The sequence below is a fragment of the Caulobacter sp. GSs2 genome (assembly GCF_058680895.1).
On record NZ_CM178725.1, the window covers coordinates 2,430,941 to 2,456,678 of the forward strand.

29 protein-coding genes are annotated in these 25,738 nt (G+C 68.9%); 15 read left to right on the forward strand and 14 right to left on the reverse strand.

The genetic code is table 11. The annotated features are described in order from the left end of the window. Positions 1–114: 114 nt before the first annotated feature. The gene (locus tag ACW17Z_RS11860) at positions 115–2,037 is read right to left on the reverse strand and encodes an HWE histidine kinase domain-containing protein (protein WP_492056149.1); all 1,923 of its coding nucleotides are present in this window, start codon (positions 2,035–2,037) and stop codon (positions 115–117) included. Positions 2,038–2,203: 166 nt separating this feature from the next. Between ACW17Z_RS11860 and ACW17Z_RS11865 the strand changes: the two genes are divergently transcribed. The 3 genes from ACW17Z_RS11865 to ACW17Z_RS11875 all read left to right on the forward strand — a co-directional run bounded on the left by ACW17Z_RS11865 (position 2,204) and on the right by ACW17Z_RS11875 (position 3,630). Next, complete coding sequence (locus ACW17Z_RS11865) at positions 2,204–2,554, forward strand: hypothetical protein (protein WP_492056150.1); 351 nt, start codon at positions 2,204–2,206, stop codon at positions 2,552–2,554. Then, the gene (locus tag ACW17Z_RS11870; RefSeq protein WP_492056151.1) at positions 2,551–2,949 is read left to right on the forward strand and encodes a hypothetical protein; all 399 of its coding nucleotides are present in this window, start codon (positions 2,551–2,553) and stop codon (positions 2,947–2,949) included. The genes ACW17Z_RS11865 and ACW17Z_RS11870 overlap by 4 nt, the downstream gene beginning before the upstream one ends. Before the next feature lie 63 nt (positions 2,950–3,012). After that, complete coding sequence (locus tag ACW17Z_RS11875) at positions 3,013–3,630, forward strand: superoxide dismutase (RefSeq protein ID WP_492056152.1); 618 nt, start codon at positions 3,013–3,015, stop codon at positions 3,628–3,630. Positions 3,631–3,786: 156 nt separating this feature from the next. Here ACW17Z_RS11875 and ACW17Z_RS11880 read toward each other — a convergent pair whose 3' ends face one another. Continuing rightward, the gene (locus ACW17Z_RS11880) at positions 3,787–4,587 is read right to left on the reverse strand and encodes a metallophosphoesterase family protein (protein ID WP_492056153.1); all 801 of its coding nucleotides are present in this window, start codon (positions 4,585–4,587) and stop codon (positions 3,787–3,789) included. Next, entirely contained in the window at positions 4,584–5,438 is an 855-nt protein-coding gene (locus ACW17Z_RS11885; protein WP_492056155.1) for a diacylglycerol/lipid kinase family protein, read from the reverse strand. Before ACW17Z_RS11885 ends, ACW17Z_RS11880 begins: the two co-directional genes overlap by 4 nt. A gap of 127 nt (positions 5,439–5,565) precedes the next feature. Between ACW17Z_RS11885 and ACW17Z_RS11890 the strand changes: the two genes are divergently transcribed. The 4 genes from ACW17Z_RS11890 to ACW17Z_RS11905 all read left to right on the forward strand — a co-directional run bounded on the left by ACW17Z_RS11890 (position 5,566) and on the right by ACW17Z_RS11905 (position 7,275). Then, a complete protein-coding gene (locus ACW17Z_RS11890) occupies positions 5,566–5,907 on the forward strand; it encodes a YMGG-like glycine zipper-containing protein (protein ID WP_492056156.1) in 342 nt (113 codons plus the stop codon). An 85-nt stretch (positions 5,908–5,992) separates the two neighbouring features. Beyond that, positions 5,993–6,445 (forward strand): OmpA family protein, encoded by a 453-nt coding sequence (locus ACW17Z_RS11895; RefSeq protein ID WP_492056157.1) that lies wholly within the window; start codon positions 5,993–5,995, stop codon positions 6,443–6,445. 364 nt (positions 6,446–6,809) lie between these two features. Continuing rightward, entirely contained in the window at positions 6,810–7,004 is a 195-nt protein-coding gene (locus tag ACW17Z_RS11900; RefSeq protein WP_492056158.1) for a hypothetical protein, read from the forward strand. 19 nt (positions 7,005–7,023) lie between these two features. Next, positions 7,024–7,275 carry a hypothetical protein gene (locus ACW17Z_RS11905; protein WP_419319187.1) on the forward strand — a complete coding sequence of 84 codons (252 nt, stop codon included), beginning with the start codon at positions 7,024–7,026 and terminating at the stop codon, positions 7,273–7,275. 74 nt (positions 7,276–7,349) lie between these two features. On the opposite strand, the gene phyR is transcribed toward ACW17Z_RS11905, so the two are convergent. Continuing rightward, complete coding sequence (gene phyR, locus ACW17Z_RS11910; RefSeq protein ID WP_492056159.1) at positions 7,350–8,150, reverse strand: anti-anti sigma factor/receiver protein PhyR; 801 nt, start codon at positions 8,148–8,150, stop codon at positions 7,350–7,352. A 227-nt stretch (positions 8,151–8,377) separates the two neighbouring features. Between phyR and nepR the strand changes: the two genes are divergently transcribed. The 4 genes from nepR to ACW17Z_RS11930 all read left to right on the forward strand — a co-directional run bounded on the left by nepR (position 8,378) and on the right by ACW17Z_RS11930 (position 11,079). Beyond that, the gene (gene nepR / locus ACW17Z_RS11915; protein WP_419321508.1) at positions 8,378–8,563 is read left to right on the forward strand and encodes an anti-sigma T factor NepR; all 186 of its coding nucleotides are present in this window, start codon (positions 8,378–8,380) and stop codon (positions 8,561–8,563) included. A 2-nt stretch (positions 8,564–8,565) separates the two neighbouring features. Beyond that, positions 8,566–9,177 (forward strand): sigma-70 family RNA polymerase sigma factor, encoded by a 612-nt coding sequence (locus ACW17Z_RS11920; RefSeq protein ID WP_492056160.1) that lies wholly within the window; start codon positions 8,566–8,568, stop codon positions 9,175–9,177. After that, positions 9,174–10,874, forward strand: coding sequence for a sensor histidine kinase PhyK (phyK, locus tag ACW17Z_RS11925; protein ID WP_492056161.1), 1,701 nt, complete (start codon positions 9,174–9,176; stop codon positions 10,872–10,874). The genes ACW17Z_RS11920 and phyK overlap by 4 nt, the downstream gene beginning before the upstream one ends. A gap of 67 nt (positions 10,875–10,941) precedes the next feature. Beyond that, positions 10,942–11,079 carry an entericidin A/B family lipoprotein gene (locus ACW17Z_RS11930; protein ID WP_419319183.1) on the forward strand — a complete coding sequence of 46 codons (138 nt, stop codon included), beginning with the start codon at positions 10,942–10,944 and terminating at the stop codon, positions 11,077–11,079. A 105-nt stretch (positions 11,080–11,184) separates the two neighbouring features. Here ACW17Z_RS11930 and ACW17Z_RS11935 read toward each other — a convergent pair whose 3' ends face one another. Genes ACW17Z_RS11935 through chpT form a run of 3 tightly spaced genes read right to left on the reverse strand, consistent with a single transcriptional unit; the run spans position 11,185 to position 13,151 of the window. After that, positions 11,185–12,027 (reverse strand): CheR family methyltransferase, encoded by an 843-nt coding sequence (locus ACW17Z_RS11935; RefSeq protein WP_492056162.1) that lies wholly within the window; start codon positions 12,025–12,027, stop codon positions 11,185–11,187. After that, the gene (locus ACW17Z_RS11940) at positions 12,024–12,422 is read right to left on the reverse strand and encodes a response regulator (RefSeq protein WP_419321507.1); all 399 of its coding nucleotides are present in this window, start codon (positions 12,420–12,422) and stop codon (positions 12,024–12,026) included. The genes ACW17Z_RS11935 and ACW17Z_RS11940 overlap by 4 nt, the downstream gene beginning before the upstream one ends. 57 nt (positions 12,423–12,479) lie before the next feature. Continuing rightward, positions 12,480–13,151, reverse strand: coding sequence for a histidine phosphotransferase ChpT (gene chpT, locus ACW17Z_RS11945; protein WP_492056163.1), 672 nt, complete (start codon positions 13,149–13,151; stop codon positions 12,480–12,482). A gap of 65 nt (positions 13,152–13,216) precedes the next feature. Here chpT and ACW17Z_RS11950 point away from each other — a divergent pair, with 65 nt between their 5' ends. After that, positions 13,217–13,402, forward strand: coding sequence for a DUF3553 domain-containing protein (locus ACW17Z_RS11950; protein ID WP_419319180.1), 186 nt, complete (start codon positions 13,217–13,219; stop codon positions 13,400–13,402). Between the two features lie 14 nt (positions 13,403–13,416). Beyond that, on the forward strand, positions 13,417–14,214 hold the full coding sequence (gene cysQ, locus ACW17Z_RS11955; RefSeq protein WP_492056164.1) for a 3'(2'),5'-bisphosphate nucleotidase CysQ: 798 nt from the start codon (positions 13,417–13,419) through the stop codon (positions 14,212–14,214). Positions 14,215–14,369: 155 nt separating this feature from the next. Here the strand turns inward: cysQ and ACW17Z_RS11960 are convergent, their stop codons facing one another. From ACW17Z_RS11960 to dapB, 5 genes are all read right to left on the reverse strand, one after another. Then, complete coding sequence (locus ACW17Z_RS11960) at positions 14,370–15,248, reverse strand: EamA family transporter (RefSeq protein WP_492056166.1); 879 nt, start codon at positions 15,246–15,248, stop codon at positions 14,370–14,372. A gap of 162 nt (positions 15,249–15,410) precedes the next feature. Next, the gene (locus tag ACW17Z_RS11965; protein ID WP_492056167.1) at positions 15,411–15,767 is read right to left on the reverse strand and encodes a YdbL family probable chaperone protein; all 357 of its coding nucleotides are present in this window, start codon (positions 15,765–15,767) and stop codon (positions 15,411–15,413) included. 13 nt (positions 15,768–15,780) lie between these two features. After that, positions 15,781–15,960: a YnbE family lipoprotein gene (locus ACW17Z_RS11970; protein WP_419319176.1), complete on the reverse strand. Its 180-nt coding sequence runs from the start codon at positions 15,958–15,960 to the stop codon at positions 15,781–15,783. Between the two features lie 35 nt (positions 15,961–15,995). After that, complete coding sequence (locus tag ACW17Z_RS11975) at positions 15,996–19,262, reverse strand: intermembrane phospholipid transport protein YdbH family protein (RefSeq protein ID WP_492056168.1); 3,267 nt, start codon at positions 19,260–19,262, stop codon at positions 15,996–15,998. Positions 19,263–19,298: 36 nt separating this feature from the next. Further along, positions 19,299–20,090 (reverse strand): 4-hydroxy-tetrahydrodipicolinate reductase, encoded by a 792-nt coding sequence (gene dapB, locus ACW17Z_RS11980; protein WP_492056169.1) that lies wholly within the window; start codon positions 20,088–20,090, stop codon positions 19,299–19,301. 224 nt (positions 20,091–20,314) lie between these two features. Here dapB and ACW17Z_RS11985 point away from each other — a divergent pair, with 224 nt between their 5' ends. Further along, a complete protein-coding gene (locus ACW17Z_RS11985) occupies positions 20,315–22,591 on the forward strand; it encodes an NADP-dependent malic enzyme (RefSeq protein ID WP_492056170.1) in 2,277 nt (758 codons plus the stop codon). A gap of 298 nt (positions 22,592–22,889) precedes the next feature. On the opposite strand, the gene ACW17Z_RS11990 is transcribed toward ACW17Z_RS11985, so the two are convergent. Both ACW17Z_RS11990 and relB read right to left on the reverse strand, forming a co-directional pair. Next, positions 22,890–23,165, reverse strand: a complete 276-nt coding sequence (locus tag ACW17Z_RS11990) for a type II toxin-antitoxin system RelE/ParE family toxin (RefSeq protein WP_492056171.1) — start codon at positions 23,163–23,165, stop codon at positions 22,890–22,892. Then, positions 23,140–23,340 carry a type II toxin-antitoxin system RelB family antitoxin gene (relB, locus tag ACW17Z_RS11995; protein ID WP_419319171.1) on the reverse strand — a complete coding sequence of 67 codons (201 nt, stop codon included), beginning with the start codon at positions 23,338–23,340 and terminating at the stop codon, positions 23,140–23,142. Before relB ends, ACW17Z_RS11990 begins: the two co-directional genes overlap by 26 nt. An 858-nt stretch (positions 23,341–24,198) precedes the next feature. Between relB and ACW17Z_RS12000 the strand changes: the two genes are divergently transcribed. Further along, positions 24,199–25,698, forward strand: a complete 1,500-nt coding sequence (locus ACW17Z_RS12000; RefSeq protein WP_492056172.1) for a sensor histidine kinase — start codon at positions 24,199–24,201, stop codon at positions 25,696–25,698. The last annotated feature ends 40 nt before the right edge of the window (positions 25,699–25,738 follow it).

Genomic DNA, 25,738 nt, shown 5'->3' on the forward strand with positions numbered 1-25,738 from the left:
GCGCAGAGTTCAGGCGTCGGTCCCGGATCTTCGCGCTGCGCGCTCGTCCGGGATGACAACCGTTTTTGGCCATATGCGATAGCCCTCCCCCAGAGGGGGAGGATCGCTCAAACCCTAGTGCCGCCCGGTCACATCGGCGATCGCCCGGGCGATCTGGTGCACATTGTACGGCTTGCGGACGATGGGCGCGTCAAAGCCCATGGGGGCGGCCTTGTCGGCATAGCCGGTGGCGAACACGAACGGCCGGCCCTCGCTACGCAGGATCTCGGCCACCGGAGCGACCGACTGGCCATTGAGGTCGGCGTCCAGAACGGCCACGTCAAACACCTGGTCCAGCATCGACAGGGCCTCGCCCAGCTCGGCGGCGCAGCCGACCACCACGACCCCGGCGTCCTCCAGGCCGGATTCCAGCTCCAGGGCCAGCAGCAGGGAGTCCTCGACGATCAGCACCCTCAGGCCGGCGATGGCGCCGGGGCGGATGTTTTCGTCGGCGGCGATCAGGGTTTCGACAATCCGCTCGGGCGCGACCTTTTCAGGCTCGGGCGGCGGTCCGTCGGCCAGAGCCTCCGGCGCGGCCTGGATCAGGGCGCTGAGGCCGCCGCGCTTGTATTCCATGCGGGCCCGACCGCCCAGCTCGCGGCCGACCACATCCTCGATCAGGGTCGCGCCAAAGCCGCGCTTGGTCGGCTCGGTTGCGGGTGGACCGCCGGTTTCCAGCCATTCCAGCGCAAAGCCGCCCTCGAGCGTGCGCCGCCAGACGACCTCGACCTTGCCGTTCTCGCTTGAGAGCGCGCCAAACTTCACCGCATTGACGGCCAGCTCGTGCAGGGTCAGCGACAGGGCCGAGGCCGCGCGCGGGGTCAGGAACAGTTCTGGCCCATCCCAGCGGGTCTGGGTGGGGGCCAGTCCGCCCAGTTCGGCGGCGGCGATCCGGGCCAGGGTGGCCCCGCGCCAGCGGGCGGCGCTGAGCAGGTCATGGGCCGAGCTCATCGATTTCAGCCGGCCGGCAAAGGTCTTGAGGAAGACGTCCAGAGACGACGACTTGCGGGCCGATTGGGCGGCGACCGACTGGACGACCGCCAGCAGGTTCTTGATGCGGTGGTCCAGCTCGGCCAGCAGGCTCTCGCGCTGTTCATCCTGCTGCTTGCGGTCGGTGATGTCCTGGATCACGCCGATCAGGCGGGTCGGTTCGCCCTGTTCGTCGAGCGTCATTACGCCGGCGGCGCGGTTCCACTGGATCCGGCCCTTGTCGTCGGGATTGCGGCGGAACTCCACCTCGTAGCGGCCGCGCTTGCGCAGCTGGGCGTCGACGTCGCGCTGGATCTCGGCGCGATCGTCGGCATGGACATAGCGAAACAGCGACTGGCCATCTTCGGCGGGTATCTCGCCGGCCGGCAGGTGGGCGATCTTGGCCAGGCGCGGACTGATCCGATAGATATCGAGCGCGCGATCCCATTCGAACTCGCCCAGGCTGGCGGCGCCGATGGCCAGGGCCAGGCGTTCGCTGTCGAGCGTGCGGACGGTGTTGGCTTCACCGGCGACGCGATCGCGCAGCAGGGCCTCCATGGCCAGGGCGGCCAGGTCGCTGAGCGTCTGGCTGGCGTCGGGGTCGATCGCCGTTCGGGGCTGGGGGTCTTCCACGGTCAGAAACCCGACCACCTGGCCGTCGGGATCGATCAGGGGCGCGCAGCCCAGGAAGCCGACACCCGGCAATGTAAGCGCTGTCAGCCGGACGTCGGTGGCCGCATTCCCGCAGACCAGCGGTTCGCCCTGGGCGATCAGCAGGTCAGCCAGCGATCCGGCGCGACGCGTCACCTCGCCGCCGTGGCCGCAGCCGAGGCTGACCTTGCAATGCAGCTGCGAGCCGCCGATCAGCCACAGCCGGGCGCGCGGCGCATGGAAGCTGCGGGCCGCAAGGCGAATCAGTCGTGTGAAATGGGGATTTTCGCCGGGACGGTCGAAGGCCTTCAGCGCCTTGGTGGCGCGAAGCCGGACGGCTTCCTTGTCGGTGTCGTGCGCGGAATCGGGATCCACCATATTTTGACCATAGACTCGCTTCGCGTCAGACGCGAGTGACGATTCCACAGTGGTGAAGCTTCCAACCCCACGCTATTGTGGAACCGCTCGGTGGGGCTCCGCGTTCACCGGGCTCAACAAGATTGCCAGCCTGCTCTGTTGGCCGCGCCGCGAACCGGAGATGACCATGTCTGCTGATGTCCTGAAGACCGCCGCAAAAGACGCCGAGAAGGTGAAGAACGCCGCTGCTGAAAGCGTTGAACACGCCGAGCGCAGCTTTGTGGAAGCCGCCACGGCCGCCAAGGCGTCGCTGGCCGAGGCCGCCAAGCGCGTCGAGAAATCGGTCGCCGAAGGCCTCGACACCCTGCGCGCCCAGAGCCGTACCTATACCGACACCGCCGGCCAGCAGCTGGACGACGCCCAGCGCTATGTCACCGAGCGGGTGCGCGAACGCCCGCTGACCGCCACCCTGGCCGGGCTCGGCGTCGGCGTTCTGATCGGCCTGCTGATCGCCGGCAACCGCAACAACGACCGGTGATCTTCGAAAAGACCCTGATGACGCTCGCGGCGGCGGCGGCCATAGCGGCTGCCGCTGCCGTCGGCGTGTTCGCGGCGGCCTTTGCGCTGTACGCCGTGGTCGAGACCTGGCTGGGTCCGGCCGGCGCCGCCGCCGTGGTCGCGGCCGTGGCCGCCCTGATTGTGGCCATTGCTGGCCTGATCGCCGCCCGCAAGGCCGAGCAGGGCCAGCCGCCCCGCGCCGGCGCTGCGCCGGAGCCGTTCAGTTTCGCGGAAAAGGTCGTCGACATCGTCAAGGATCGGCCACTGCTGTCGATCGGCGCAGGTCTGGCCGCCGGCATCTTCGCGCTGAAAAACCCGACCCTGACGGCGGCTGTTTTCAAAGCCTTCATGGAACCGCGGCAACCGCCGCGCTAGATCCCTGTTGTTCTTTGCGTTCCCCTCCTCCCCCTCCGGGGAACGCCTTTCCATGGAGTCAGCATGTACACCCTGCCCGAGCTTCCCTACGCCTATGAGGCGCTGGAGCCGACCGTTTCGGCCAACACCCTGCATTTCCACCACGACAAGCACCACGCCGCCTATGTCACGGCGCTGAACGGCCTGCTGAACGGCGACGACAAGGGCTCGCTGGAAGAGGTCATCAAGACCGCAGCCCCGGGCAAGGTGTTCAACAACGCCGCCCAGGCCTGGAACCACGCCTTCTTCTGGGACGCCATGAGCCCGGAAAAGACCGCGCCGGGCGCCGATCTGGCCGCCGCGATCGCCGAAGCCTTCGGTGACCTGGCCGCCCTGAAGACCGCCTTCGTCACCGAGGGCGTCGGCCACTTCGCCTCGGGCTGGGTGTGGCTGGTGTCGGAAGGCGGCAAGCTGAAGGTGATCTCGACCCACGACGCGGCCACCACGGTGACCCAGGACGGCGTGACCCCGCTGCTGGTCTGCGACGTCTGGGAACACGCCTATTATCTGGACCACCAGAACAATCGTAAGGGCTTCCTGGAAGCCTGGTTCGACACCCTGGCCAACTGGACCCTGGCCGACAGCCAGTTCGCCGCCGCCAAGGGCGCGGGCGAGGCCTGGCGCTATCCGGCTCCGCAATAAAGCATCGCGCGGAAAAGTGGACGCCGGTTTTCCGCAAAAGCGATGCGAAAGCAAAAAGCTAGAGCGGGGCGTGCGATTCTCTTTTCGCGCGCGCCGCTCTAGCCGATCGGGTTTCGACGTTCAGACGGCGCGGCGAAAGCCGCGCCGTTTTGCGTTTCAGGCCGCGGGTCGGCGGTCGAAGGCCCAGGTGCGCCAAACGACGAATTCGATCCGCTCGAACGCCATGGCCGTGACGCGGATCTCGGCGGGGTCGATCTCGATGATGTTGAAGCTGGGCGGAACGCCACGCTCGCGCACCGACAGGGTGCCCGACACCACCGCCCGCGTCATGCCGTCGCCGAACGGATAGGGCGCCACGAACGGCGTATGGATATGGCCCGACAGGACCAGATCGGCGCCCGCCGTCGACAGGCTGTTGGCGGCGCGCGTTCCGCCGTGCACCTCGCTGGTCATCGGCTCGCCGGTTAGCTCCATCAGCGGGTGATGGCAGACCACGATGCGGGCGTCGCCCGGCGCGGCCGCGGCCAGCTGGCCTTCCAGGCGCTGGATCTGGCCGTTCGAGATCGCGCCCTTCGACCAGTTCCAGCGCAGCTGCGCCCGGCGGGCGGTATTGGCGCCGAACACCGACACGCCCGGCGTGCGCCAGACGCCGCCGTCGGCCGGACCAAAGCGCGCCTCATAGCGTCGCCAGGGGGCGATGAACCGTTCGAGCAGCTCGCCGGGTCCCACATAGGGGGTGTCGTGATTGCCCGGCGTGGTGAACAGGGGCGTGGGCGCGCGATCCATCCAGGCCCTGGCCGCGTCGAACTCGGCGACCGCGCCATCGCGGGTCAGGTCACCGGCCGCCACCAGCAGGTCGGGCGTCTCCAGATGAAACCGGGCCAGCGCCGCCTCTGTGGCCGCCGGGTTCTCGCCGCCGAAATGGATGTCCGAGACCTGGATGATCTTGACGGTCATGGCTGCTCGGGCAGGGCGAAGGCGCGGAAGGCCTTGGGGCGAAAGCGGATATGGACCTCGGGCTCAAGACGCATCGGCTCGCCATCCAGAATGGCCGGAATCCGGCCCCCGGCCCATACCCGGCCCACCCGGCAGCGGCCCATGCTGACCGAGGGATCATCGCGCCAGGTTCCGCCCAGCGCGCTGACCCCCAGGCGGAAGATCTCGATGGCGTTGGACGGGTCCAGCGCCGCCGCCTCGAGCGCCCGCTCGTCCTCGTCCAGAACGGTGGAAACCAGGGGACACATCAGGGCCAGGGCCTGGGTCTTCTGCTTGGGGCGGCCATCCAGCGTAAAGCGCAGCCGGCCGGAAAAGGCCTGTCGAAACGCGCGGTGGGCGCGAGACAGCGTCAGGCTGATCTTGCCGGCCCGAGCGGCTTCCCGCGCGTCGGCCCAGAGGGCCGGACTGCCCAGGATGGCGGCGACGAAGAACTGGCGCCCGGCCACCTCGCCGCCCGACACTATGCGCGGCGCGCCTTCCGCCAGGCAGGCCTCCATGGCCTCGGGCCAGGACCGCTCGCCATATAAGGCGCGGGGCAGCATGTTCATGGTGCCGCCCGGCAGGGGCGCGATGGGCGGGCCGTCGGGACCCGACATCTCGGCGGCGGCCCGCGCCGTGCCGTCGCCGGCGATGATGAACACCGCGTCCGGGTCGGAATCGATGACGCTGCGCAGACAGGCCGACAGGTCGTCGCCCGGCGTGTGCACGGTTCCCGCGACGCCGTGTTCGGCCAGGATCCGTTCGGCGATCGCCGGCGCATCGGGGCCGACGGATCCGGAGGCGATATTGGCGATGATCTCTACGCGCCGCACTGGCTGCTCCGCTTGATTGACACCCGGGCTAACGGCCAAGCTTGTCGAGGGTTCCCGAGCCCGGCGGCGGAACCTTGGATAGCGCCACCCGTTAGCCTGACCAGAACAGCGCGATGGGATAGCCACAATGAACAAGACGATGATCGCCCTGCTGGGCGCCGGTTTGCTGGCCACGGCCTGCACCTCGACCGGCAATGTCGAACGTAACGCGGCCGGCGGCGCGGCCTTGGGCGCTCTCGCGGGCGCCGTGATCGGCAACAATGTCGGCAGCGGCAGCGCCAGCACGGGCGCCGCGATCGGTGCGGCCGTCGGCGGCACGGCCGGCGCCATCAAGGGCTGCCGCGAAGACGGTGGCTGCGGCGCAACCGAGGTCAACCGCCGCCAGTATTACGACGAGCGCGCAGGCCGCTATTACTACTACGACTCCCGCAGCGGGCGTTACTTCTGGGAGGACGGTCGTCCCCGCTAGGGAACGATCGCGCCGATGAAAACCCAAGGGGCGGCCGACGGATGTCGGTCGCCCCTTTGCACGTTCAGGAAAAAGGCGAGGCGCTATGACCCTCAAGATCACTGCGGCGGCGCTCGGCGCCGGACTGCTGCTCGCGGGCTGCGCGTCCGCGCCCTGGAGCCCGACCCGCGCCGCGATCGAGGCCCTGCCGCCGGCCTGCGCGGACTTTCAGGTCTCGATCTATTTCGAGCGGGATCAGGCCCGGGTGACGCGCGAGGCGCGGTCGGTGCTCAAGAGCGCCGGGGCCATGACACGCGGCTGCAAGGTCGACAGGGCCCGCATCACGGGCCTGGCCGACGCGGTCGGCGCGCCCGACGCCAATATGGAGCTGTCCCGGCGCCGCGCAGAGGCGGTTACCAGGGCGCTGATCCGGGCGGGCCTTGGCAAGGCGGAGTTTGATGTCGCCGCCGCCGGGGACGCCGGCGCCACGACAAGGGCCGGCGCCTCGGCGCCGCTGCGTCGCCGGGCCGATATTGTCTTTGAGATCAGCAAACCCTGAGCCTCTGGCGGATCGCCGGAGACCGCCAGATACCGCCCGCCTCCGGCCTCGACCGGGGGCGGGCTTTTTGTCGAAGCCTGCCGCGCAACAGAAAGGCGGGCCGCGTGGCGGTCCGCCTGAAAGTCAGATCCAGAAGGGGGGGTGCGGAGGCGGCAGGCTGGCTTGCGCCAGCCTCAAGTCGGGGGGGCGTCGCCGCCTCCGCAAAGAGAAAACGCGATCGCCAAACTGTGGTTCCGGACCGGCGCGATTTTTTTTGCCAGCGCGTTGAAGGCCCGACCGCAAGCGTCGGAGGGAACGCCGCGAGGTGGCGCACGTTGTTTGGGCAACAGCCAAGCGGGCCGTATTCGAACAAGGCGGGCGCGTCATGATCCGGAGCTACCAGGCCCAACACGGCGGAATGGTTTTCTACATGGCGCCGAGCCGCCGTCAGAGAACGGCCAGAACGCGGCTCATGGCGCTGATGGTGATCGCTGTGGTGGCCGTGTCGGCTGGCGTCGTCCAGGCCTTCAACGCCCGGCCCCCGCCCTTCGAGACGCTCGCGTTCGACCCCGACCAGTAACCTTGCCAAGGAGAGCGACATGCCCGCCGACAGTGATTTCCAAGCCAACCGTCTCAACGCCACGCGCGTGCGTCAGGGCCGGTGGGGACAGCACATCTTCTGGATCCTGATCGTGTCGACGGTGCTGGCCGCCATCGCGCTGTTCGGGGCCTGGGGCTTCCGGGCGGACGATCTGGCCGCCGTCGAGCATAACAACGGCGCCAAGACCCCGGCCGAGGCCGCCCGCTACGACACCCCGCAGAGCCCGGTCCGCCAGACGCCGGCCGGCTGATCTGCTTTCCGACCCGACGCCCAGACGAAAACGGCCGCCCTCTCGGGCGGCCGTTGACGTTTCGGGCAGATCGATCAGGCGGCCTTGCGGGTGCGCCGGGGATGGAAGAACAGCGCCTGGCCGATCGCCGCCTTCACCGTTTCCGGCTGGAAGGGCTTGGTGATCAGGAAGGTCGGTTCCGGACGCTCACCGGTCAGCAGGCGTTCGGGGAAGGCGGTGATGAAGATCACCGGCACGTCGAGACGGGCCAGGATGTCCTTGACCGCATCGATGCCCGACGAGCCGTCGGCCAGCTGGATATCGGCCAGCACCAGACCGGGCGTCCTGCGCGCCACCGCCTCGAGGGCCTCGGTGCGGGTGGCGGCGATGTCGATGACCTCGTGGCCCAGCTCGCGAACCAGGGCCTCGATGTCGGCGGCGATGACCGGTTCGTCCTCGATGATGAGCACGGTGGTGGCCAGTTCGGCGTCGATCTCGGTCTGGGCCTCGGAGATCAGGCGTTCGACGTCGCCGAACGCGCAATCCAGGATCTGCGCGGCCTCGGTCGGCGTGAAGCCTTCCAGGGCGGTGAGCAGGAAGGCCTGACGCGAGCGCGGCGCGATGCGCATCAGGCGTTGCGTGGCGTCGTCGACAGCGGAACCGCTGTCTTCCTGGCGCGCTTCAAGTTGAGCGCCCGTGGACAGCCAGATCGCATGGAAGACGCGATAGAGCGCGACGCGGGGCGACAGGTCGGCATCCAGGGAACGCTCGCCGGCGGCCAGCGCCTCGAGCGCCACCCGGACATAGTGGTCGCCGGTGTTCTGATCGCCGGTGAGGGCGCGGGCGTAGCGGCGTATGTAAGGCAGATGCGGCGCCAGCCGGGCTAGAAGACTCATGACCCCTCCCGATGCGGTGTCTTCGTGGAAAACGCGATTCCATGGCCAAGCTGAGCCATTCGATCAGGGTATTAAACGCCGCCTTATGAAGCCGGTTCCGCCGTTTGCAGAATTTTGCCATCCTATGCCCAAGCTTTTGGAACCCGATACGGAAAACCGCGTTGTCGTCTGGCAGAAACACATTCGGCCAAAGGGGGCGGGCGCTGCGTTATTTCGGCGTCGAGGACATGATCGAACACGTACCCATGGAAGACCACCGCAAAGGCGCCGCGGCGCTCGACGAAGCCCGCCTGCGTCAACAGGCCATCGGCGTGAAGCTGCGCCAGATGTTCGACGAGGTCGTCAACGAGCCGGTGCCCGACGAATTCCTAGAAATCCTGCGCAAGGCCGAAAAGCCGGCGGGCAAGGAATGAGTATGGCGGACACCGAAGCTCAGGTCGGCCGGTCGCCGTTTGACCCGCCGCGCGACAATGCGTTCAAGCGCGAGCTTGTCACGCTGATCCCGCATCTGCGCGCCTTTGCCCGCACGCTGACGGGCGACCCCACCGCCGCCGACGATCTGGCGCAGGACGCCATGATGAAGGCGTGGGACGCGCGCGCCAGCTTCCAGCTGGGCACCAACATGAAGGCCTGGACCTTCATGATCCTGCGCAACCAGTTCTATTCGGAAAAGCGCCGCTCCTGGCGGCAGAGCCAGCTGGACCAAGACGCCGCCGAGCGGACCCTGGTGGCCGTGGACGACCCCGAGGCCCCTGTCGCCCTGGACGAGCTGCGCATGAGCCTGGGCATGCTGCCCGCCGAGCAACGCGAAGCCCTGATCCTGGTCGGGGCCGGCGGCTTTGCCTATGAAGAGGCCGCCGTGATCTGCGGCTGCGCCGTGGGCACCGTCAAAAGCCGTGTCAGCCGGGCCCGCCGGGCCTTGCAGGCGATCCTGGAAGCCGGCGCTTATGACCGTGACGGCCGATCGGCGGGCGATGCGATGGGTTCGATCCTGGCCGACGCGGAGCGCCTGAGCTCCCAGCGGTGAGATCCTTCAGAAGCCGTGGCGCGGAGACTGTCACTTCAATCCGCGTCCGGCTGGCGGCGGCGCTGTTTATCGCCCTGTTGCCGGTCCTGCTGCTGGGCGGCCTGCAATCAATCTTCGCGTTCCGCGCCGAGGCCGATCTGCGCCGGCAGAGCCTGGAACTGGCGGCCGGACGCAGTGCGGCCATCGCCCGCGCGCGTATCGAGGCGGCCGGCGTTCTGCTCCAGACACTCGGCCCGGGCTCTGTAGGCCTGGAATGCGCCCAGCGTCTGGCCGATGTGCGAGCGCGCCTCCCGGGCTACGCCAATCTGGTCCGGTTCGATTCCCGCGGCCGGGTGGTCTGCGCCGCCGCCACCACCCCGGCTGACCCCACGCGGGCTGGACGGCTGTGGTTCCGCGAGCTGGCGGCGGGGTCGGATCTGGTGGTGGCCAGCGCGCCGGGCGCGATCTACGCGACCGAACCTGCGGTTCTGGCCGCCGTCCGGGCCGCCGGTCCTGGCGACAGGTTCGACGGCGCCATGGTCGCGGTGCTGACCCTGCGCAGCCTGCGTCTGGAAACCGCCAACCGCTTCATGCCCGAAGGCGCCGAGATCGCCTTGGCCGATTCACACGGCGTGGTCTTCGCCTCCACCGAAGCGGGCGCCTTCGACACCCCGCCCCTGGGCTGGCGCTCCGTGGCCAGTACGCGCGGGGCCGTACTTTGGTCGGGCAAGGATCGCCAGAACCGCCGCCGGGTCTATTCCGCCGCCCCCCTGACCGAGAGCGGCGTCTTCGTTCTGCTGTCGGCCCCGTCGCCGGGCCTGCTGTCCTGGGCCTGGATCAATCCGATCTCGCGCCTGATCCTGCCGCTGCTGGCCTTTGGCCTGGCCCTGGGCGCGGTGCTGTACGCCGCCGAGCGGGCGGTGATCCGCTGGATCATCTATCTGCAGCGCGTGGCGGCGATCTATGCCCGCGGCCGCTTCACGGTGCGACCCCTGCAGGCCGAGCGCGCCCCGCCCGAGATCCGCGACCTGGCCGCCACCCTCGACGACATGGCCGGCGCGATCGTGGCCCGCGATGCGTCGCTGATGGACAGCCTGGCCGAGAAGGACGCGCTGATGCGCGAGATCCATCACCGGGTGAAGAACAATCTGCAGATCATCACCTCGCTGCTGAACATGCAGCAGCGGGCCCTGACTGATCCGGCCGCCAAGGCGGCGTTGAACGACACCCGTCAGCGTATCACCGCCCTGGCCCAGATCTATCGCGCCCTCTACCAGGGCCCCGACCTCAAGCGCGTCGACCTGCGGCCGTTCCTGGAAGAGCTGACCGGCCAGCTGCTGGTCGGCGAGATTTCGAACTCGGGGACGGTGCGCACCGAGGTGCATGCCGATCCCCTGGTCATCGATCCCGACCGCCTGGCCCCCATCGCCCTGTTCGCGGTCGAGGCCATCACCAACGCCCAGAAGCACGCCTTCGCCGGCCGGGGCGGCATATTGTCGGTGAACTTCAGCGTACGCGGCGAAGAGGCCGAGCTGTCGATCGGCGATGATGGCCCAGGCGCCACGGAGGGGCTGGGCGAAGGGGTCGGCCGCACCCTGATGAACGCCTTCGCCCGTCAGCTTCGCGGCACGGTGAGCTTTGAGACCAGCCCCCACGGCGGCCTGCTGGTGCGGCTGATTTTCCCGACTCCGCAAGCGCCACCTTTGCCCGGAACCTAGCTTCGCCGGAGGCGTTGTCTGAAGCGAACAGGTTCCATGCCCATCGGGCCAAACACCGGAGAACACCATGCGCAAGTTGATCATCCTGGCCGCCATCGCCGCCAGCCTGTCCGTCGCCGCCTGCAACACCGTCGAAGGCGCCGGCAAGGACGTCTCCTCGGCCGGCAAGGCGGTGACCGACACCGCCAAGGACGCCAAGAACTAGTCAGGCCTTAAGGTCTGCAGTGAGCCCGCCGGTCCCACCGACCGGCGGGCTTTTGCTTGCCGGGTCAGTTCAAATGCAGTCCGGGATGACGCCAGGGCCGGGCCTCTAGGCGGCGGCTACGTCCTGCGCGGGGGCGTCCACCGCGCTGCGGACGAAGACGCCGGGCTGATCGGAGGCTGAAAGCAGGGTCGCGGCGGCGCCGGTCAGGTGGTCGTCAGGGCTCAGCACCAGAACGCCGTCGTCGGCCAGGCGCGCGGCCAGGCTTTCGATGACCCGCCCCTGTACCGAAGGATCCAAGCCCTCCAGGACGTGACGCAGCAGGATCACGTCGAACCGGCCCATCGGCGACAGGTCGCTGAGCAGGTTGATCCGCTTCCAGCGCACCAGCTGGCGGATGCGCGGCGAGATCTCCCAGGTGTCGTCCTGATTGGCGAAATGCTTGACCAGTTGCTGGATCGGCAGGCCGCGCTGGATTTCGAACTGGGTGTAGAGGCCGCTCTGGGCCTTTTCCAGGCAGCGCTCCGACAGGTCGGAGCCGAAGAATTCGAACTTGGCGCCCGGCTCGACGTCGCGGCTGTCGCCGGCGGCCATGGCCAGGGAATAGACCTCCTGGCCGGTCGAGCAGGCGGCGCTCCAGATGCGGATCGGCTGGTCGCGGCGGGTCTTGGACAGGGTCGGCAGCACGTGGTCGCGCAGATGGGCGAAGACCTCGCGGTCGCGGAAGAAGCTGGTCTCGTTGAAGGTCAGGGCCTCGACGACCGCCCAGATCAGGCGCTCCTCGCGCTTGGACCGCAGGGTGGCGATCAGGGCCTCGATCGAGTCGAAGCCCTCGCGCCGGGCCAGCGGCCCCAGGCGGCTCTCGATGACATAGGTCTTGTCGACATCGACCTTGAGGCCGGCGCGGGCGCGGCCCAGGGCGGCCAGCAGTTCCATGTCTTCGGGGGTCAAAGCAGGCCCGCCTCGGCGAATTTCGCCGCGATGATTTCGCCGTCGAACGGCTTCATGATGTATTCGTTGGCGCCGGCCTCGAGCGCGGCGCGGATGTGATCGACGTCGTTCTCGACGGTGCAGAACACCACGGTGGGCGAATCGCCGCCCGGTTCGCTGCGCAGCTGGCGCAGAAACTCGATGCCGTTCATCACGGGCATGTTCCAGTCCAGCAGCACGGCGTCGGGCATGGCGCCGCGACACCACGCGAGAGCCTCCATGCCATCGGCGGCCTCGGCGATCTCAAAGCCGATGTCCTCAAGGACCCGGCGGGCGACCTTTCGGATCACCCGGCTGTCGTCGACCACAAGACAGGTCTTCACGGCACGCTCCCATCGAAGCCCGCATGGTCGGATATCGAGGTTAAGGAGCCGTGTGTCTTAAGGATGAACCGGCGATTTTCCGGCGCCCGTCTAAGCCGGCACCCAGCAGGCCAGGCTGATGCGATCCTCGGCCGCCTCGACGGCCACCTGACCGCCGGCGGCGCGCACCAGGGCGTGCAGATAGGCGGCCTGCACCCACGGCCCGCCCAGACCTTCGGTCAGGGCCTCGCCACGCAGGCCGGCCAGCACTTCGGGGCGAAGACGGGCGCGGGGGCCGACGGAATCGGCGGTGATCAGGAACCGGCCCTCGGCCGTGACGCCCTTCAGGGTGGCGACGCCGCCGGCTGGCAGGGCGCTGGCCGACAGCTGGGCGATATTGAGCAGGGCCCGGGCGGCGGCCTTGTTGATTGGCTGCGACTCGATGGCCCAGACCATGGTGGGACGCACATGGTCAAAGACGCCCTGGGCCAGCTTTTCCAGCTCGCGCGAATCGAAGGCCTCGGCCGAGGCCGACGCGCCGAAGGCCACGCGGCAGAACTGCAGCAGGTCTGCCAGCTTGCGGGCCGACGAGGCGATCAGGCTCATGGCGTCTTCGCGCATGTCCTGGGCGGACGGATCGTCCAGCAGGTCCAGGCCCGAAACGATGGCGCTGGCCGGGCTGATGAAGTCGTGGCACAGGCGCGCCGCCAGCATCGCGGCGAAGTCGGGCCCGCTGACGTCAGCGGGGGTGCTCGGGGCGGGCTGCGAGGGCGTGTCGGTCATGGTGCGGACTCTGGCGTGATTTGAGGCTTTGGCAAACTGAAGGCGCGGCTTATCAGAGCTGCGTTATGGATCCGTTTCTCGAACCTGGCGTCCTGGTGCGCCACCCCGACCAGCCCGACTGGGGTCTGGGACAGGTGCAGTCGGTGATCGGCCATCGCGTAACCGTCAATTTCGAAGACGCCGGCAAGCAGACGATCAACACCCAGCGCGTGACGCTCGTCTATGTCGGTGATGACCCTCGAGGGTCATAGTGAGAGGATCCTGAATGAGCGTTTCCGACCTGCCTCTGGCTGCCCGGCCTCTCGCGGACTGGGGCCGCGCCCTGGTCGAGATCTGCGAGGAGGCCGCCACGGTCATTCTGCCGTTCTGGCGGACCGAGCTGGACGTGGTCCAGAAGGCCGATTCCAGCCCGGTGACCGAGGCCGACAAGGCCGGCGAGATCCTGATCCTCAAGCGTCTGGCGGAGGTTTTCCCCGGTGTGCCGACCGTTTCCGAGGAAGACGCCAGCGAGTTTGGCGCGCCCGAGGACATCGGCCCGCGCTTCTTCCTGGTCGATCCGGTTGACGGCACCAAGGCCTTCGTGCGCGGCGATCCCAATTTCACGGTCAATATCGGCCTGATCGAGAACGGCGTCCCCGTGGCCGGCGCGATCGTCGCCCCGGCCACCGGCGAGGCCTGGTTCACCACCTCGGACGGCGTGCTCAAGCGTCTGGCGCCCGGTGGTCCCGAGGCTCCCGCATCGGTGCGCGCCTGGCCCAAGGGCGAGGCCGTGGCGCTGGTCAGTCATACCCTGAAGGAAGATCGCGCGGCCGAACTGGCGGCGCAGTACGGCTTTGATCTGCGCTCGGCGATGGATAGCTCGATCAAGATGTGCCGCATCGCCGAAGGCAGCGCCGACATCTATCCGCGCCATGGCCCGACCATGGAGTGGGACACCGCGGCGGGCCATGCGATCCTGATCGCGGCGGGTGGCCAGTTCACCGCGCCGGATGGTTCGCCCTTCGTCTACGGCAAGGCCGATCAGGGCTTCCGCAACGGCTGGTTCGTGGCGCGGGGTAAATAGCAGCCCTCTCCCAGAGGGAGAGGGAGGGGCCCATGCGCAGCATGGGGGGGTGAGGGGTTACACCGTCAGCCGGAGCGCCGCCCAGCCCTGCCTTGTCCGGAAGGGCTCCGCTAACCCCTCACCTCCCACCGCTACGCGGCGGGTCCCTCCTCTCCCTATGGGAGAGGGTCTTCTATTCGCGACTCCGTCGTCAGGATCGTCCCGGCCGAGGCGGCGATGATGCAGCCGATGGCCAGCCACTGCAGCGGCGCCAGGCGTTCGCCCAGCATCAGCAGCCCGGCCAGGGCCCCGACCGCCGGCTCGGCGCTGAGCATCACCCCGAAGCTGCGCTTGGGAATGCCCTTCAGGGCCACCATCTCCAGCGAATAGGGGATGGCGCTGGACAGCACCGCCACCACCAGGCCCAGCATCAGCACGTGGGGATGAAAGAGCGCCGCGCCGGCCGTGGCCAGGCCGATCGGCGCCACGATCAGGGCCGCCGTGCTCATGCCCAGGGCCACGGTGCGCCCCGCATGCATGTGGCCGGTGCGCTTGCCCAGCACGATATACAGCGCCCACAGCACCGCCGCGGTCGCGGCAAAGCCCACCCCGACCGGGTCCAGGGCTCCGGCGCCGGGTTTCAGCGGCAAGAGCAGCAACAGGCCCAGCGCCGCCAGTCCGATCCAGACGAAGTGGATCAGCTTTCGCGAATGGATCAGGGCCAGGGCCAGCGGCCCGGTGAATTCGATGGCGATGGCCAGGCCCAGCGGGATGGTCCGCAGCGACATGTAGAAGCAGAGGTTCATCAGCCCCATCACGGCGCCGTACAGCGCCACGGCGGTCAGGTCGGCGCGGCTCAGCGGGTATCGCCAGGGTCGCCAGAGCGCCAGCAGGATCAGGGCTGAAAAGCCGACGCGATAGGCCGTCGTACCCTGGGCCCCGACCAGCGGGAACAGCTGCTTGGCGAAGGACGTGCCGACGCACAGCGTGACGATCGCGACAAACAGCGCTGCGTAGGGCGTCAGGGATTTGAGCGGGGCGGGCTGACCGGACATGCCCCTTCCTTAGGGGAGGGGCGGTGGTCGTTCCAGTGCGGCGAACACTGGCCCCCTCCGGGCCTGCGGCCCTCCTCCCCCGGAGGGGGAAGACGAGCTCATCCGCCCCCTACGGGGGCGGACGGCTGCGCAGCAGCCCGGTGGGGGCAAGTCTTCAAGCCACTACTTCTTCATCCAGCCGCCATCCAGCGGCTTCCAGTACTGGCCCGGCGCCAGGCGGCTGTAGAGCTGCTTGGCGGTGGCCTGGCCGGCGGCTTCGGGGGTCACGCCGGTCTTGGCGGCGATGTCCTTGTAGGCGGCGGCGCGGCCGGTGTTGATCTCGGCGACCGAGGCGCGCAGGGCGGCGTCGCCGCCGGCCACGATGCCGAGGAAGCCGTCGGCCTGCTCGCCCACGGTCCCGGCGGCCTTGGCGGCGTCGACGACGGCCTTGGCGGCGGCGGATTGGGCCAGAGCCCCGCTTGCGCCAGCGGCGGCGAGCGACAGGCCGATGGCCAGAACCGTCAGTGTCTTGCGGATCATGTCGGTTCCTTTCCTAGAACAGGTTGGGGTTTTGCTGGATCAGCGTCTGGACTTCCTTGTCCAGCCGCACCCGGACGTCGGCGTCCAGCTTGGCGTAGATATTGATCGGATCGACCTTCACGCGGATCGTCGGGGTGCAGGCACCCAGCGCTCCCATCGCGATCAGGCCCATCAGCAGGGCGCGCTTTCTCATGCGGGTGTCTCCAGTTCGGGGGAAAGGATGATCGGTCACGGCTGAACCGGGGCTGAACGCGGAGTTGTCGGATCCTCGCCCTTATAGGCGCGTCGCCAGGCTTCCAGAAGCTCGTCGAAGTTCAGCGAGGTGTCGAGAGTCAGGTCCACCGGCGTCTTGGCCGGCAGGGGGATGCGCTTGTTGAACGCCTTGCCGCGCAAAAGGTCCAAAAGCCCGACGCGGGCCTTTTCGGCGACCTTGGGGTCGTGCTCGCCCTTGATGTGGAACAGGATCGCCAGCCGTCCCTGGTCGGTGCTGTTGACACCCGCCTCCAGGGTGGTGAACGACAGGTTCTCCATGGCCTGATAGGCGAAGTCCTGGATGGCGTTGACGGGCGCCTCCGGAGACGGCGGCGGGGCGGGCGCGCCGGGGCTGTCGCTGTCCTGGCCCTGCACCCCGGCCTGAACGCCGGTGAGGGCGGCGCGCGAGATCGCCAGGCGGCCCGGCTGGATGGCGGTGATCCTGCCGTTCAGGAACCGGAAGCCCCTGGGGCCGAACTCGAACGGCAGGCGGCCGTCGACCACGGCGTCCAGCTGGATCTTCTCGACCAGGGACGAGGCGGCGATCAGCTCGCCCAGGTCCAGGTGTTGCACCACGATCACGCCGCGGATCGGCTTGTCCGGGTCCAGCGGCACGTCGGTGGGCTCGATCGAGATCCGGCCCTTGGCGGCCTCGAAGGCGGCCGACGAGATGTGCAGCGCATCGGCCCCCAGGCTGAAGGCGGCGGCGAGGCCTTCCAGCGGCACCAGGCTGTCGATGCGGACGATCTTCAGGCTCTGGTCGGGGGCGCTGACCAGCGGGGTGAGGCTGGTGAAGTCGACAGTTCCGTCCAGGGTGGCGACGAAGCCGATCGGGCTGGTGAAGTCGATCCGGCTGGCGACCAGCCGGCCGTTGCTCTTCATGCCGTCGGCGTCCCAGACGAACAGGCCGGTGAAGCTGGCCGGGCCGGTGGCCTGGGTGGCCCAGGACGCCATCGGCGACAGGTCGCCCGGCTGCAGCCCCTCTTTCACGAAGGCCAGTTTGCGGGCGTCCAGCTCGGCCCGGCCGCGCGCCTGGGCCACGTCGTGGCGCAGGGTGATCCGGCCCAGCGGCTGGCCGACCGGCGTCGCAGCGTCGATGGCGCCGGTCCACAGGCCGTTGGCCAGCGAAAGGCGTCCGGTGGCCTTGATCGGATTGAAGCGGCGGGTCTCCGCGCCATCGCGCAGCAGGCCCTTGTCGAGCAGGACCTCGGCGCGCATCGCCCCGCCTGCGCCGGAAGCGGTGAGGGTTCCCCCGCCATCCTCGACGGCGGCCTGGGCCTCGTCGAGCGAGACGGCCAGATCGCCGAACCGGGCCGAGGCCGTCCAGGCGCCGTCATTCAGTGTCAGCAGCGGACCCGCGCCCGGGCAGAGGCTGACCTTGGGCGTGCTCAGCGGCGTCTCGCCGATCAGGACGCGCGTCGCCGTCAGGGGCTGGCAGCCGGCCAGGGCGAAGCTGAAGCGCGGGCCGGCGATCTGGGCCACGCCTTCGATGCGGCCGGCCACGCCTTGCAGCGGGGCGTAGTCGACACCCTCGCCGGTGACGGCCAGGCGAGCGTTCAGGGCGCCGCCCTCCATCCGCCAGTCGGGGGCGTCCAGGCGCAGGGTTGGCAGGCCGCCGCCGGACAGGTCGGCGACCAGGCCGCCGCGCATCTGTCCGGCCAGGGCGTCCAGCAGCGGGCCGCGCGGCGCGGCGATGCTGGCCCGCACGCCGTTGGCGGCGGTCAGGGTGATGGGGCGGGGCAGGGCCAGGATCGTGCGGCCCTCGCGCAGGGTCAGGTCGAAGGCCGGGGCGCGCAGGTCGAAGGTCTGTAGCGCCTGGGCGGCGGCGCGGGCGTCGGCGCCGTCGGGCAGGACGCCGGCCAGCCGCTCGGCGTCGGGACCCGAGACACCGCTGTCGGCGCCGGCCGAGCCGCTGAGGATCAGGGTGGGATTGTCCAGCCGGCCGCCGACCCGTCCCTGCGCGTTGGCCGCCACGCCGGTCAGGGCCAGGCCGCCGCGGGTCAGGCGGTTGGCGCCCAGCTGCACGGCCAGAGGTCCGCTGACCGCGACGCCGGCCGGATCGGTCGACAGGATCAGCCCCGCCAGATCCAGCCGGGCGGAGGCGTCGCGCAGGGCCGCGCCGCCGGTCAGGGTCTGGGCCGCGTCGGCCTGGACATGGCCGCGGGTCTGGACGGCGATCGTCTGGCCCAGCCGCGAGGCGGCGATATGGCCCAGATCGAGGTCGAGGCTCACGTCGCGGGCGTCGAGATCGGGGGCGTGCAGGGTCTGGCCCCGCGCCTGGCCGACGATCCGTCCGTCGAAGCGGCCCTGGCTCAGGGTTCCGTCCAGCGCGCCGATCAGGGCCAGGCTGGCCGCCGCGTCGGTGGCGCTGATCGCGCCGGTCCGGGCCGAGGCGGCCTTGAGCATGGCGCGGACCTCGACGGGGCCGGTCGCCGACAGCTTTACCAGGTCGGGATAGGCCAGATCCGCGTCGATCTGGCCCTGGGCGTCGGCCAGCTCGAGATCCTCGCGGACCAGGGCGTCCAGATCGAAGCGGGCGGCCAGGGTCAGGCGCTCGCCGCGCTTGCGGGCCGACAGCAGGGCGCCGCGCGCCTCGACCACCAGGTCGCCGGTGGCGTAGCGCATGCGGGCCAGCCGGCCGTCGAAGCGCAGCAGCTTGCCGTCGTCGAGGCTGGCGTCGCCGGTGATCCGCGCCAGACCGCCGGGGGTGCGCAGGGCCAGCCGCGCGTTCTCGACCAGAATGGCCGGGCCGGTCGCCTTGGGGTCCTTGGGTGAGGCCAGGGCCTCGTCGATCAGCGGCTGCAGGGGGCCAAAGTTCAGGCCGCCCGTCTCGGTCAGGCTGGCCTTGATCCGGGGTCGCACCAGCCGCACGGCGCGGGTGTCGAGGGCGAAGGGTCCGCCAGACCACGGGGCCTGCAGGTCATAGGCCACCTCGATACGGTCGGCGGCGAAGATCGGGTCGCTTTTCGGCCCCAGCAGCACCGAGCCCGAAAAGCCGCTGGCGTCCAGCTCGTCGACCACCACCACCGCCTCGATGCCGCGTTCGCGCAGCCAGCTCTGGGCCAGCTCGCGGCTGATCTCGCGGCGGCCGCCATGCGCCAGCAGGCCCAGGGCGATAAAGGCCAGCATCGACAGCGACACGGCTTCCAGCCCGGCGTCGACCAGCCGGTCCCGGCGGGTGGCGCGTTGGCGGGAAGCGGGATCGGGAGTCGGGTCGGCCATCAGGTCCTGGTCTGGATGCAAGCCCCCCGGCTCTGGTCCCTGTCTAAATCGCGACGCCTATCGGCGGAAGCCCAGAACGTCCTGCATGTCATAGAGGCCCGGCGGTTTGCCCACGGCCCAGACAGCGGCGGCCACGGCGCCGCGCGCGAACAGCCCCCGGTCGGTGGCGCTGTGTGACAGGGTCAGCAGCTCTTCCTCGCCGGCGAAGATCACGCTGTGCTCGCCGATGATCCCGCCGCCGCGCACCACCGAAAAGCCGATCGAGCCTTCCTCACGGGGGCCGGTGACGCCGTCGCGGGCCCGCACGGACACCGCGTCCAGATCCACGGCGCGCCCATCGGCGGCGGCCTGGCCCAGCATCAGGGCGGTGCCCGAGGGGGCGTCGATCTTGCGCTTGTGATGGGCCTCGAAGACCTCGATGTCCCAGTCGCTGGCCGGCAGGGCGGCGGCGGCCTGTTTCACCAGACCCATCAGCATGTTGACGCCCAGCGAATAGTTGCCCGAGCGGACGATGGCGATCTTCGTCGCCGCCGCGTCGATGCGGGCGGTCTGTTCGGCCGAAAAGCCGGTCGAGCCGATGATCACGGCCGGGCCGCCCTTCCCCTCTTTCGCTTGGAGGGCCGCGCAGGCCTCCGCCAGCAGCACCGAGGCTTCCGGCAGGGTGAAGTCGATCACCGCGGCGGCGCCGGCCAGGGCCGTGTCGCGCTCGACGAGGTCGCCGCCTTCAGCGCCCGGACGATCAAAGCGGCTGTGGAGAACGGCGGCGGCGTGGCCGTCCAGGGTGCGGGCGACGGCCTGACCCATGCGGCCCAGGGCCCCGGCGACGGCGATTTTCACGGGCGTTGTCATGGCTGCCTAGTCACCCATTCTTCGACGCCGGGTCAATCGTCGATCGCGACGCCGCCGCCCCTGCAGCTTGACGCAACGCCAAGCCCAACAAGCGTTTGCGGGCCCTTTTATCCCGCGCCGCAGGTTGTGAGGGCGCGGCGCCCTCGTTACGGTGCCGTCCATAAGGGCGCTCCGCATTGTCCGGCTCGTCCCATCAACTGGCATGCAGGACGGAAACGCGGGTTATGAGCGACTCTGAGAAGAAGACCTTCACCGACGAAGAAGCGCTGGCCTTCCACCGCTATCCGACCCCCGGCAAGATCGCGATCGTCCCCACCAAGCCGATGGCCACCCAGCGCGACCTGTCGCTGGCCTATTCGCCCGGCGTCGCCGTTCCCGTCCACGCCATCGCCGCCGATCCGGACATGGCCTACGAATATACCTCCAAGGGCAATCTGGTCGCCGTGATCTCCAACGGCACCGCCATTCTTGGTTTGGGTGATCTCGGCGCGCTGGCCTCGAAGCCGGTGATGGAAGGCAAGTCCGTCCTCTTCAAGCGCTTCGGCGACGTCGACAGCATCGACATCGAGATCAGCTCCAAGGACGCCGACGAGATCATCACGGTGGTCAAGAATATCGGCATCACCTTCGGCGGCATCAATCTGGAGGACATCAAGAGCCCCGAATGCTTCCGGATCGAGACCGAGCTGCAGGAGCTGCTCGACATCCCGGTGTTCCATGACGACCAGCACGGCACGGCGATCATCTGCGCCGCCGGCCTGATCAATGCCTGCCACATCACCGGCAAGCGGCTGGAAGACGTGAAGGTCGTGCTCAACGGCCCCGGCGCGGCGGGCATCGCCTCGCTGGAGCTGATCAAGGCCATGGGCGTGCGCGCCGAGAACTGCATCGCGGTCGACTCCAAGGGCGTGCTCTATCGCGGCCGCACCGAGGGCATGAACCAGTGGAAGAGCGCCCACGCTGTCGACACCGACAAGCGCACCCTGGCTGAGGCGGTGGTCGGCGCGGATGTTCTGCTGGGTCTCTCGGCCAAGGGCGCCTTCACGCCGGCGATGATCGCCAGCATGGCCCCCAATCCGGTGATCTTCGCCATGGCCAATCCCGATCCGGAGATCACGCCCGAAGAGGTCCACGCCGTCCGCAGCGACGCGATCATGGGCACCGGCCGCAGCGACTATCCCAACCAGGTCAACAACGTCCTGGGCTTCCCCTACATCTTCCGCGGCGCGCTGGACGTGCGGGCCCGCCGCGTCAATCACGAGATGAAGATCGCCTGCGCCAACGCCCTGGCCATGCTGGCCCGCGAGGACGTGCCCGATGAAGTGGCCGCCGCCTATCACGGCCGCCAGCTGAAGTTTGGCCCGCAATACATCATCCCCTCGGCCTTCGACCCGCGCCTGATCTGGTACGTGCCGCCCTTCGTCGCCCAGGCGGCGATGGACACCGGCGTGGCCCGCAAGCCGATCGAGGACATGGACGCCTATCGCGCGGGCCTGGCCCAGCGCCTGGATCCGACGGCGGGCTTCCTGCAGAAGATCGCCGGGGCCGTGCTGGCCAATCCCAAGCGCATCGTCTTCGCCGAGGGCGAGGATCCCTCGGTGATCCGCGCCGCCTACGCCTACCAGACCGGCGGCTACGGCAAGGCCATCCTGTGCGGCCGCGAAAACCTGGTGGCCGAGAACATGCGCGTCGTGGGGCTGGACCCCGAGACGGCCGGGCTGGAAATCATCAACGCCCGCCTGTCGGATCGCAATCCCGACTATGTCGACGCCCTCTATATGCGCCTGCAGCGCCACGGCTATCTGAAGCGCGACGTCCAGCGCCTGATCAACCAGGACCGCAACAGCTTCGCCGCCTCGATGGTCATCCATGGCGAGGCCGACGGCATGGTCACCGGCGTCACCCGCAGCTTCGACCAGGCCCTGGAAGACGTGCTGCGCGTGGTCGATCCCGCCCCCGGCGGCCGGATCATGGGCATGTCGGTCGTGCTGGCCAAGGGCCGCACCATCTTCGTGGCCGACACCAATGTCACCGAGCTGCCCGAGGCCGAGGAACTGGTCGAGATCGCCTGCGAAGCGGCCCGCGCCGTCACCCGCCTGGGCTTCAAGCCGCGCGTCGCCTTCATGAGCTATTCCACCTTCGGCAACCCGATGGGCCTGCGCTCGGAGAAGGTGCGCGAAGCCGTGGCCATGCTCGACGAGATGGACGTCGACTTCGAATATGAGGGCGAAATGCCGCCCGAACTGGCGCTGGACCCGGAAAAGCGCGCCAACTACCCGTTCATGCGCCTGACCGACAGCGCCAACATCCTGATCATGCCGGCCATCCACGCCGCCTCGATCTCGACCAAGCTGGTTCAGAGCCTGGGCGGGGCGACGGTGATCGGGCCGGTGCTGCTGGGCTTGAGCAAGTCGGTGCAGATCACGCCGCTGAGCGCGTCGGTGTCGCGGATTTTGAATATGGCGATGATGGCGGCTTATGACGTGCCGGTGGAGGAGTAGGGGGCCGGACAGAGCAGGCTCGCCTCCAGGGTTTTAAGGCGCGGCCTCGCCGCTGGCGGGCTTTTCCGTTTTCGTGCCTAATCTCCTCCGTCATTCCCGCCCTTGTGGCGGGAACCCCTCTGTCCGCCGCAGGTGCGGGAGGGGCGGATCGCCAGCGATCCGCTTGCGCTTCACCTGCAAGCTGAACCAGGGGTTCCCGCCACGAGGGCGGGAATGACGGAGGTTTGGTTTGGCGGTGGTGTCCATATTCGGCGTAGCCTCGCCGCCGACGGGCCGTGAGGCGCCGCTCCCTCCAGGATCAAGGATATCGCTGCCGGGCGTGAACGACCGCCAGCACTTCCACCGCGTCATCCTTGATCCGGTAGATCAGAAGATAGTTGGGATGCAGGACCGCCTCGCGGGTGTCCTCCACCCGTCCCGGCCGGTGAAGACGCGGATGGCGCACGAGTCGCTCGGCGGTGGTCTCAATGAGATCGGCCAGTCTCGTCGCGGCGAGGGGGTCATCCTGCGCGATGTGTTCGATAATCCGTCGAACGTCGTGGCGGGCTTTATTTCGCCAGACGAGCTTGATCATCGGCGCGCGCAGCGTCTTCGATCCGGGCGCGAAGTTCGGCCATCACTTGGTCGTGAGGGATCGATGGGCCGGGCTCGTCGATCGCGGCCTGAACCTTGGCGCGAAGCCAGGCGTCGTGGGCCAGCGCCTCTTCGGGCGTCGCGAACGGGGCTTCAATCCGTGGATGAGCGCTCATGACGTCAGGATATCACGGCCATGAAACGCGCGCAAAATGCGGTGGAATGATCGTTTCTGGCCGGCCACTACGGGGATCGGGATCGCGCTGTCCTCGGATCGGCGCGGGGATTTGAAACCTTCTCCCATAGGGAGAAGGAGGGGCCCGCGCCGCAGGCGTGGGAGGATGAGGGGTTTGCGAAGCCCTTCCGGACAGGGCACGGCCCCAAGTGCGACAACGGCTTGCGGTGTAATCCCTCACCTCCCACGCCTGCGGCGCGGGCCCCTCCTCTCCCTCTGGGAGAGGGTCGAAGGCACGGGGATCGACGCGGGCGCCCAGGAAACTTATCAGACGCACTGAAACCTCCCGTATTCTGTCCCCACCTCGTCGCACGGGAAGGGCGCGCGGCCAGCGACCATTGCGGCGGCGGGGGGTGATCGAGCGGGACTGGGGTCGAGGGGGATACTCGACCGGTCCGGGGATCCTGGCGTTGCAGGACCCGCCCGCCGTCGGCGTGGACGGGGATCAAGGCGAGTGTTGGTCAGGATTGGCCCCACGCCCCCCGACCTCCGGGACTTCGGGAAACCGAAGCTTCCGGGTCCCGGTAAGGCCCCAACTGGGCCACCCGCTGGGACGCTGATGGAAAACGATGACGCGGAGCGCTCGGCTTCGTCGAAACGGTTAGTTCTATTTCATCTCCGGACGTGGTCCGGACGCTCCGCGACCCTTCCCACCGCCCTCGCAGCGACAGCGCGAGGTCGCGGCGCCATGTCCGGCCCCTGATGCCGCGAATGCGGATTTGATCTGCTGCGGTGTCGCTTGGCCCATGACTCGCGCGCCGGTCGCCGCTAGCCTGTGGCGGAACGCAGGAGAGGCAGCATGGCCGCGCGATCGCCGGCCCCGGTCGGCGCCGAGTCGAGTTCGAACCAGGATGCGGCCTTGCTGTCGGTGTCGCCCAGCGTTGCGGTGGCGCTCAAGCACGCGCCGCTGGGCATCGCCATCTTCGACCGCCAGATGCGCTATCTGGCCGCCTCGCATCAGTTCCTGACCGACCAGGACCTGCCGGCCGACATGCCGCTGATCGGCAGGGCCCATTACGAGGTGTTCCCCGAGATTCCGCAGGTCTGGCGCGACCTGCACGCCCGGGTGCTGGCCGAAGGGGTCGAGCTGCGCGAGGACGAGGGCGACCGCTATGTCGACCGCCACGGCAAGGTGCACTGGATCCGCTGGTCGATGGCCCCGTGGCGCACCGACGACGGCGCCATCGGCGGGCTGGTGCTGTACACCGAGGTGGTCACCTCCACCGTCGAAGCGCGGCTGAAGCTGGAGGCCGCCGAGATCCGCTATCGCGCCGTGTTCGACCAGGCGGCCATGGGGGTGGCGCGGGTCAGGGCCGACGGCGTCTTCCTGGAGATGAACGACCGCTTCTGCGCCATCGTCCAGCGCGATCGCGAGACCCTGTTGGCCGGCCGTTTCCGCGACCTGGCGCCGGAACCGGAGCGGTCGGCGACGGTCGACCAGGCCCGGGCGCTGCTGATGGGCCAGATCGACAGCTACGTCGCCGAGCGCCAGATCGTGTCGGGGGTCGATGGCAGCCTGATCTGGATCCATCTGACGGTGTCGCGTGTGCAGTTGGGCGACGCGCCGGCCTATCTGGTGGTCATCATCTCCGACATCTCGGCTCGCAAGCAGGTCGAAGCCGAGCAGCACTCGTATCAGGACAAGCTGCGGCTGCTGATCAACGAGCTGAACCACCGGGTCAAGAACACCCTGGCCACCGTCCAGTCGATGGCGGCCCAGACCCTGCGCAATGAGCGCGATCCGCTGGTGGCGTTCGAGAAGTTCGAGTCGCGGCTGCTGGGCCTGTCCAAGGCCCACGACCTCCTGACCCGCGAAAGCTGGAACGGGGCCGATCTGCGCGAGGTGGCCGAGCGGGCCCTGGCGCCGTTCGAGGCCGCCGCCGGGACCACCATCGCGGGACCGCCGGTCTGGCTGGCCCCCGGCGGGGCCCTGACCATGGCGCTGATCTTCCACGAACTGGCGACCAATGCGCTGAAATACGGGGCGCTTTCGATCCCGGGCGGCCGGGTGGCCCTGGCCTGGGCCTATGACCCGGAGGCGCGCAGCCTGTCGCTGACCTGGACCGAGTCCGGCGGGCCGCCCGTGGTCACCCCGACCCGCCATGGCTTTGGCTCGCGGCTGATCGAACGCAGCCTGCGCGGCGAGCTGAAGGGCGAGGCGACGATGGATTTCCGGCCCAGCGGTCTGGTCTGCACGATGCAGGCCCGGCTTTCCGCGCCGGTCAGCGAGGACGCGGCGCAAGGTTCGACGGCGGCGCGCGTGCCGGACCTTGCCTCGCCGCGCCAAGACCCCAGTTAGAACGCTAGAGCAAAGGTCGCCATGATTGCATCATGTCGTT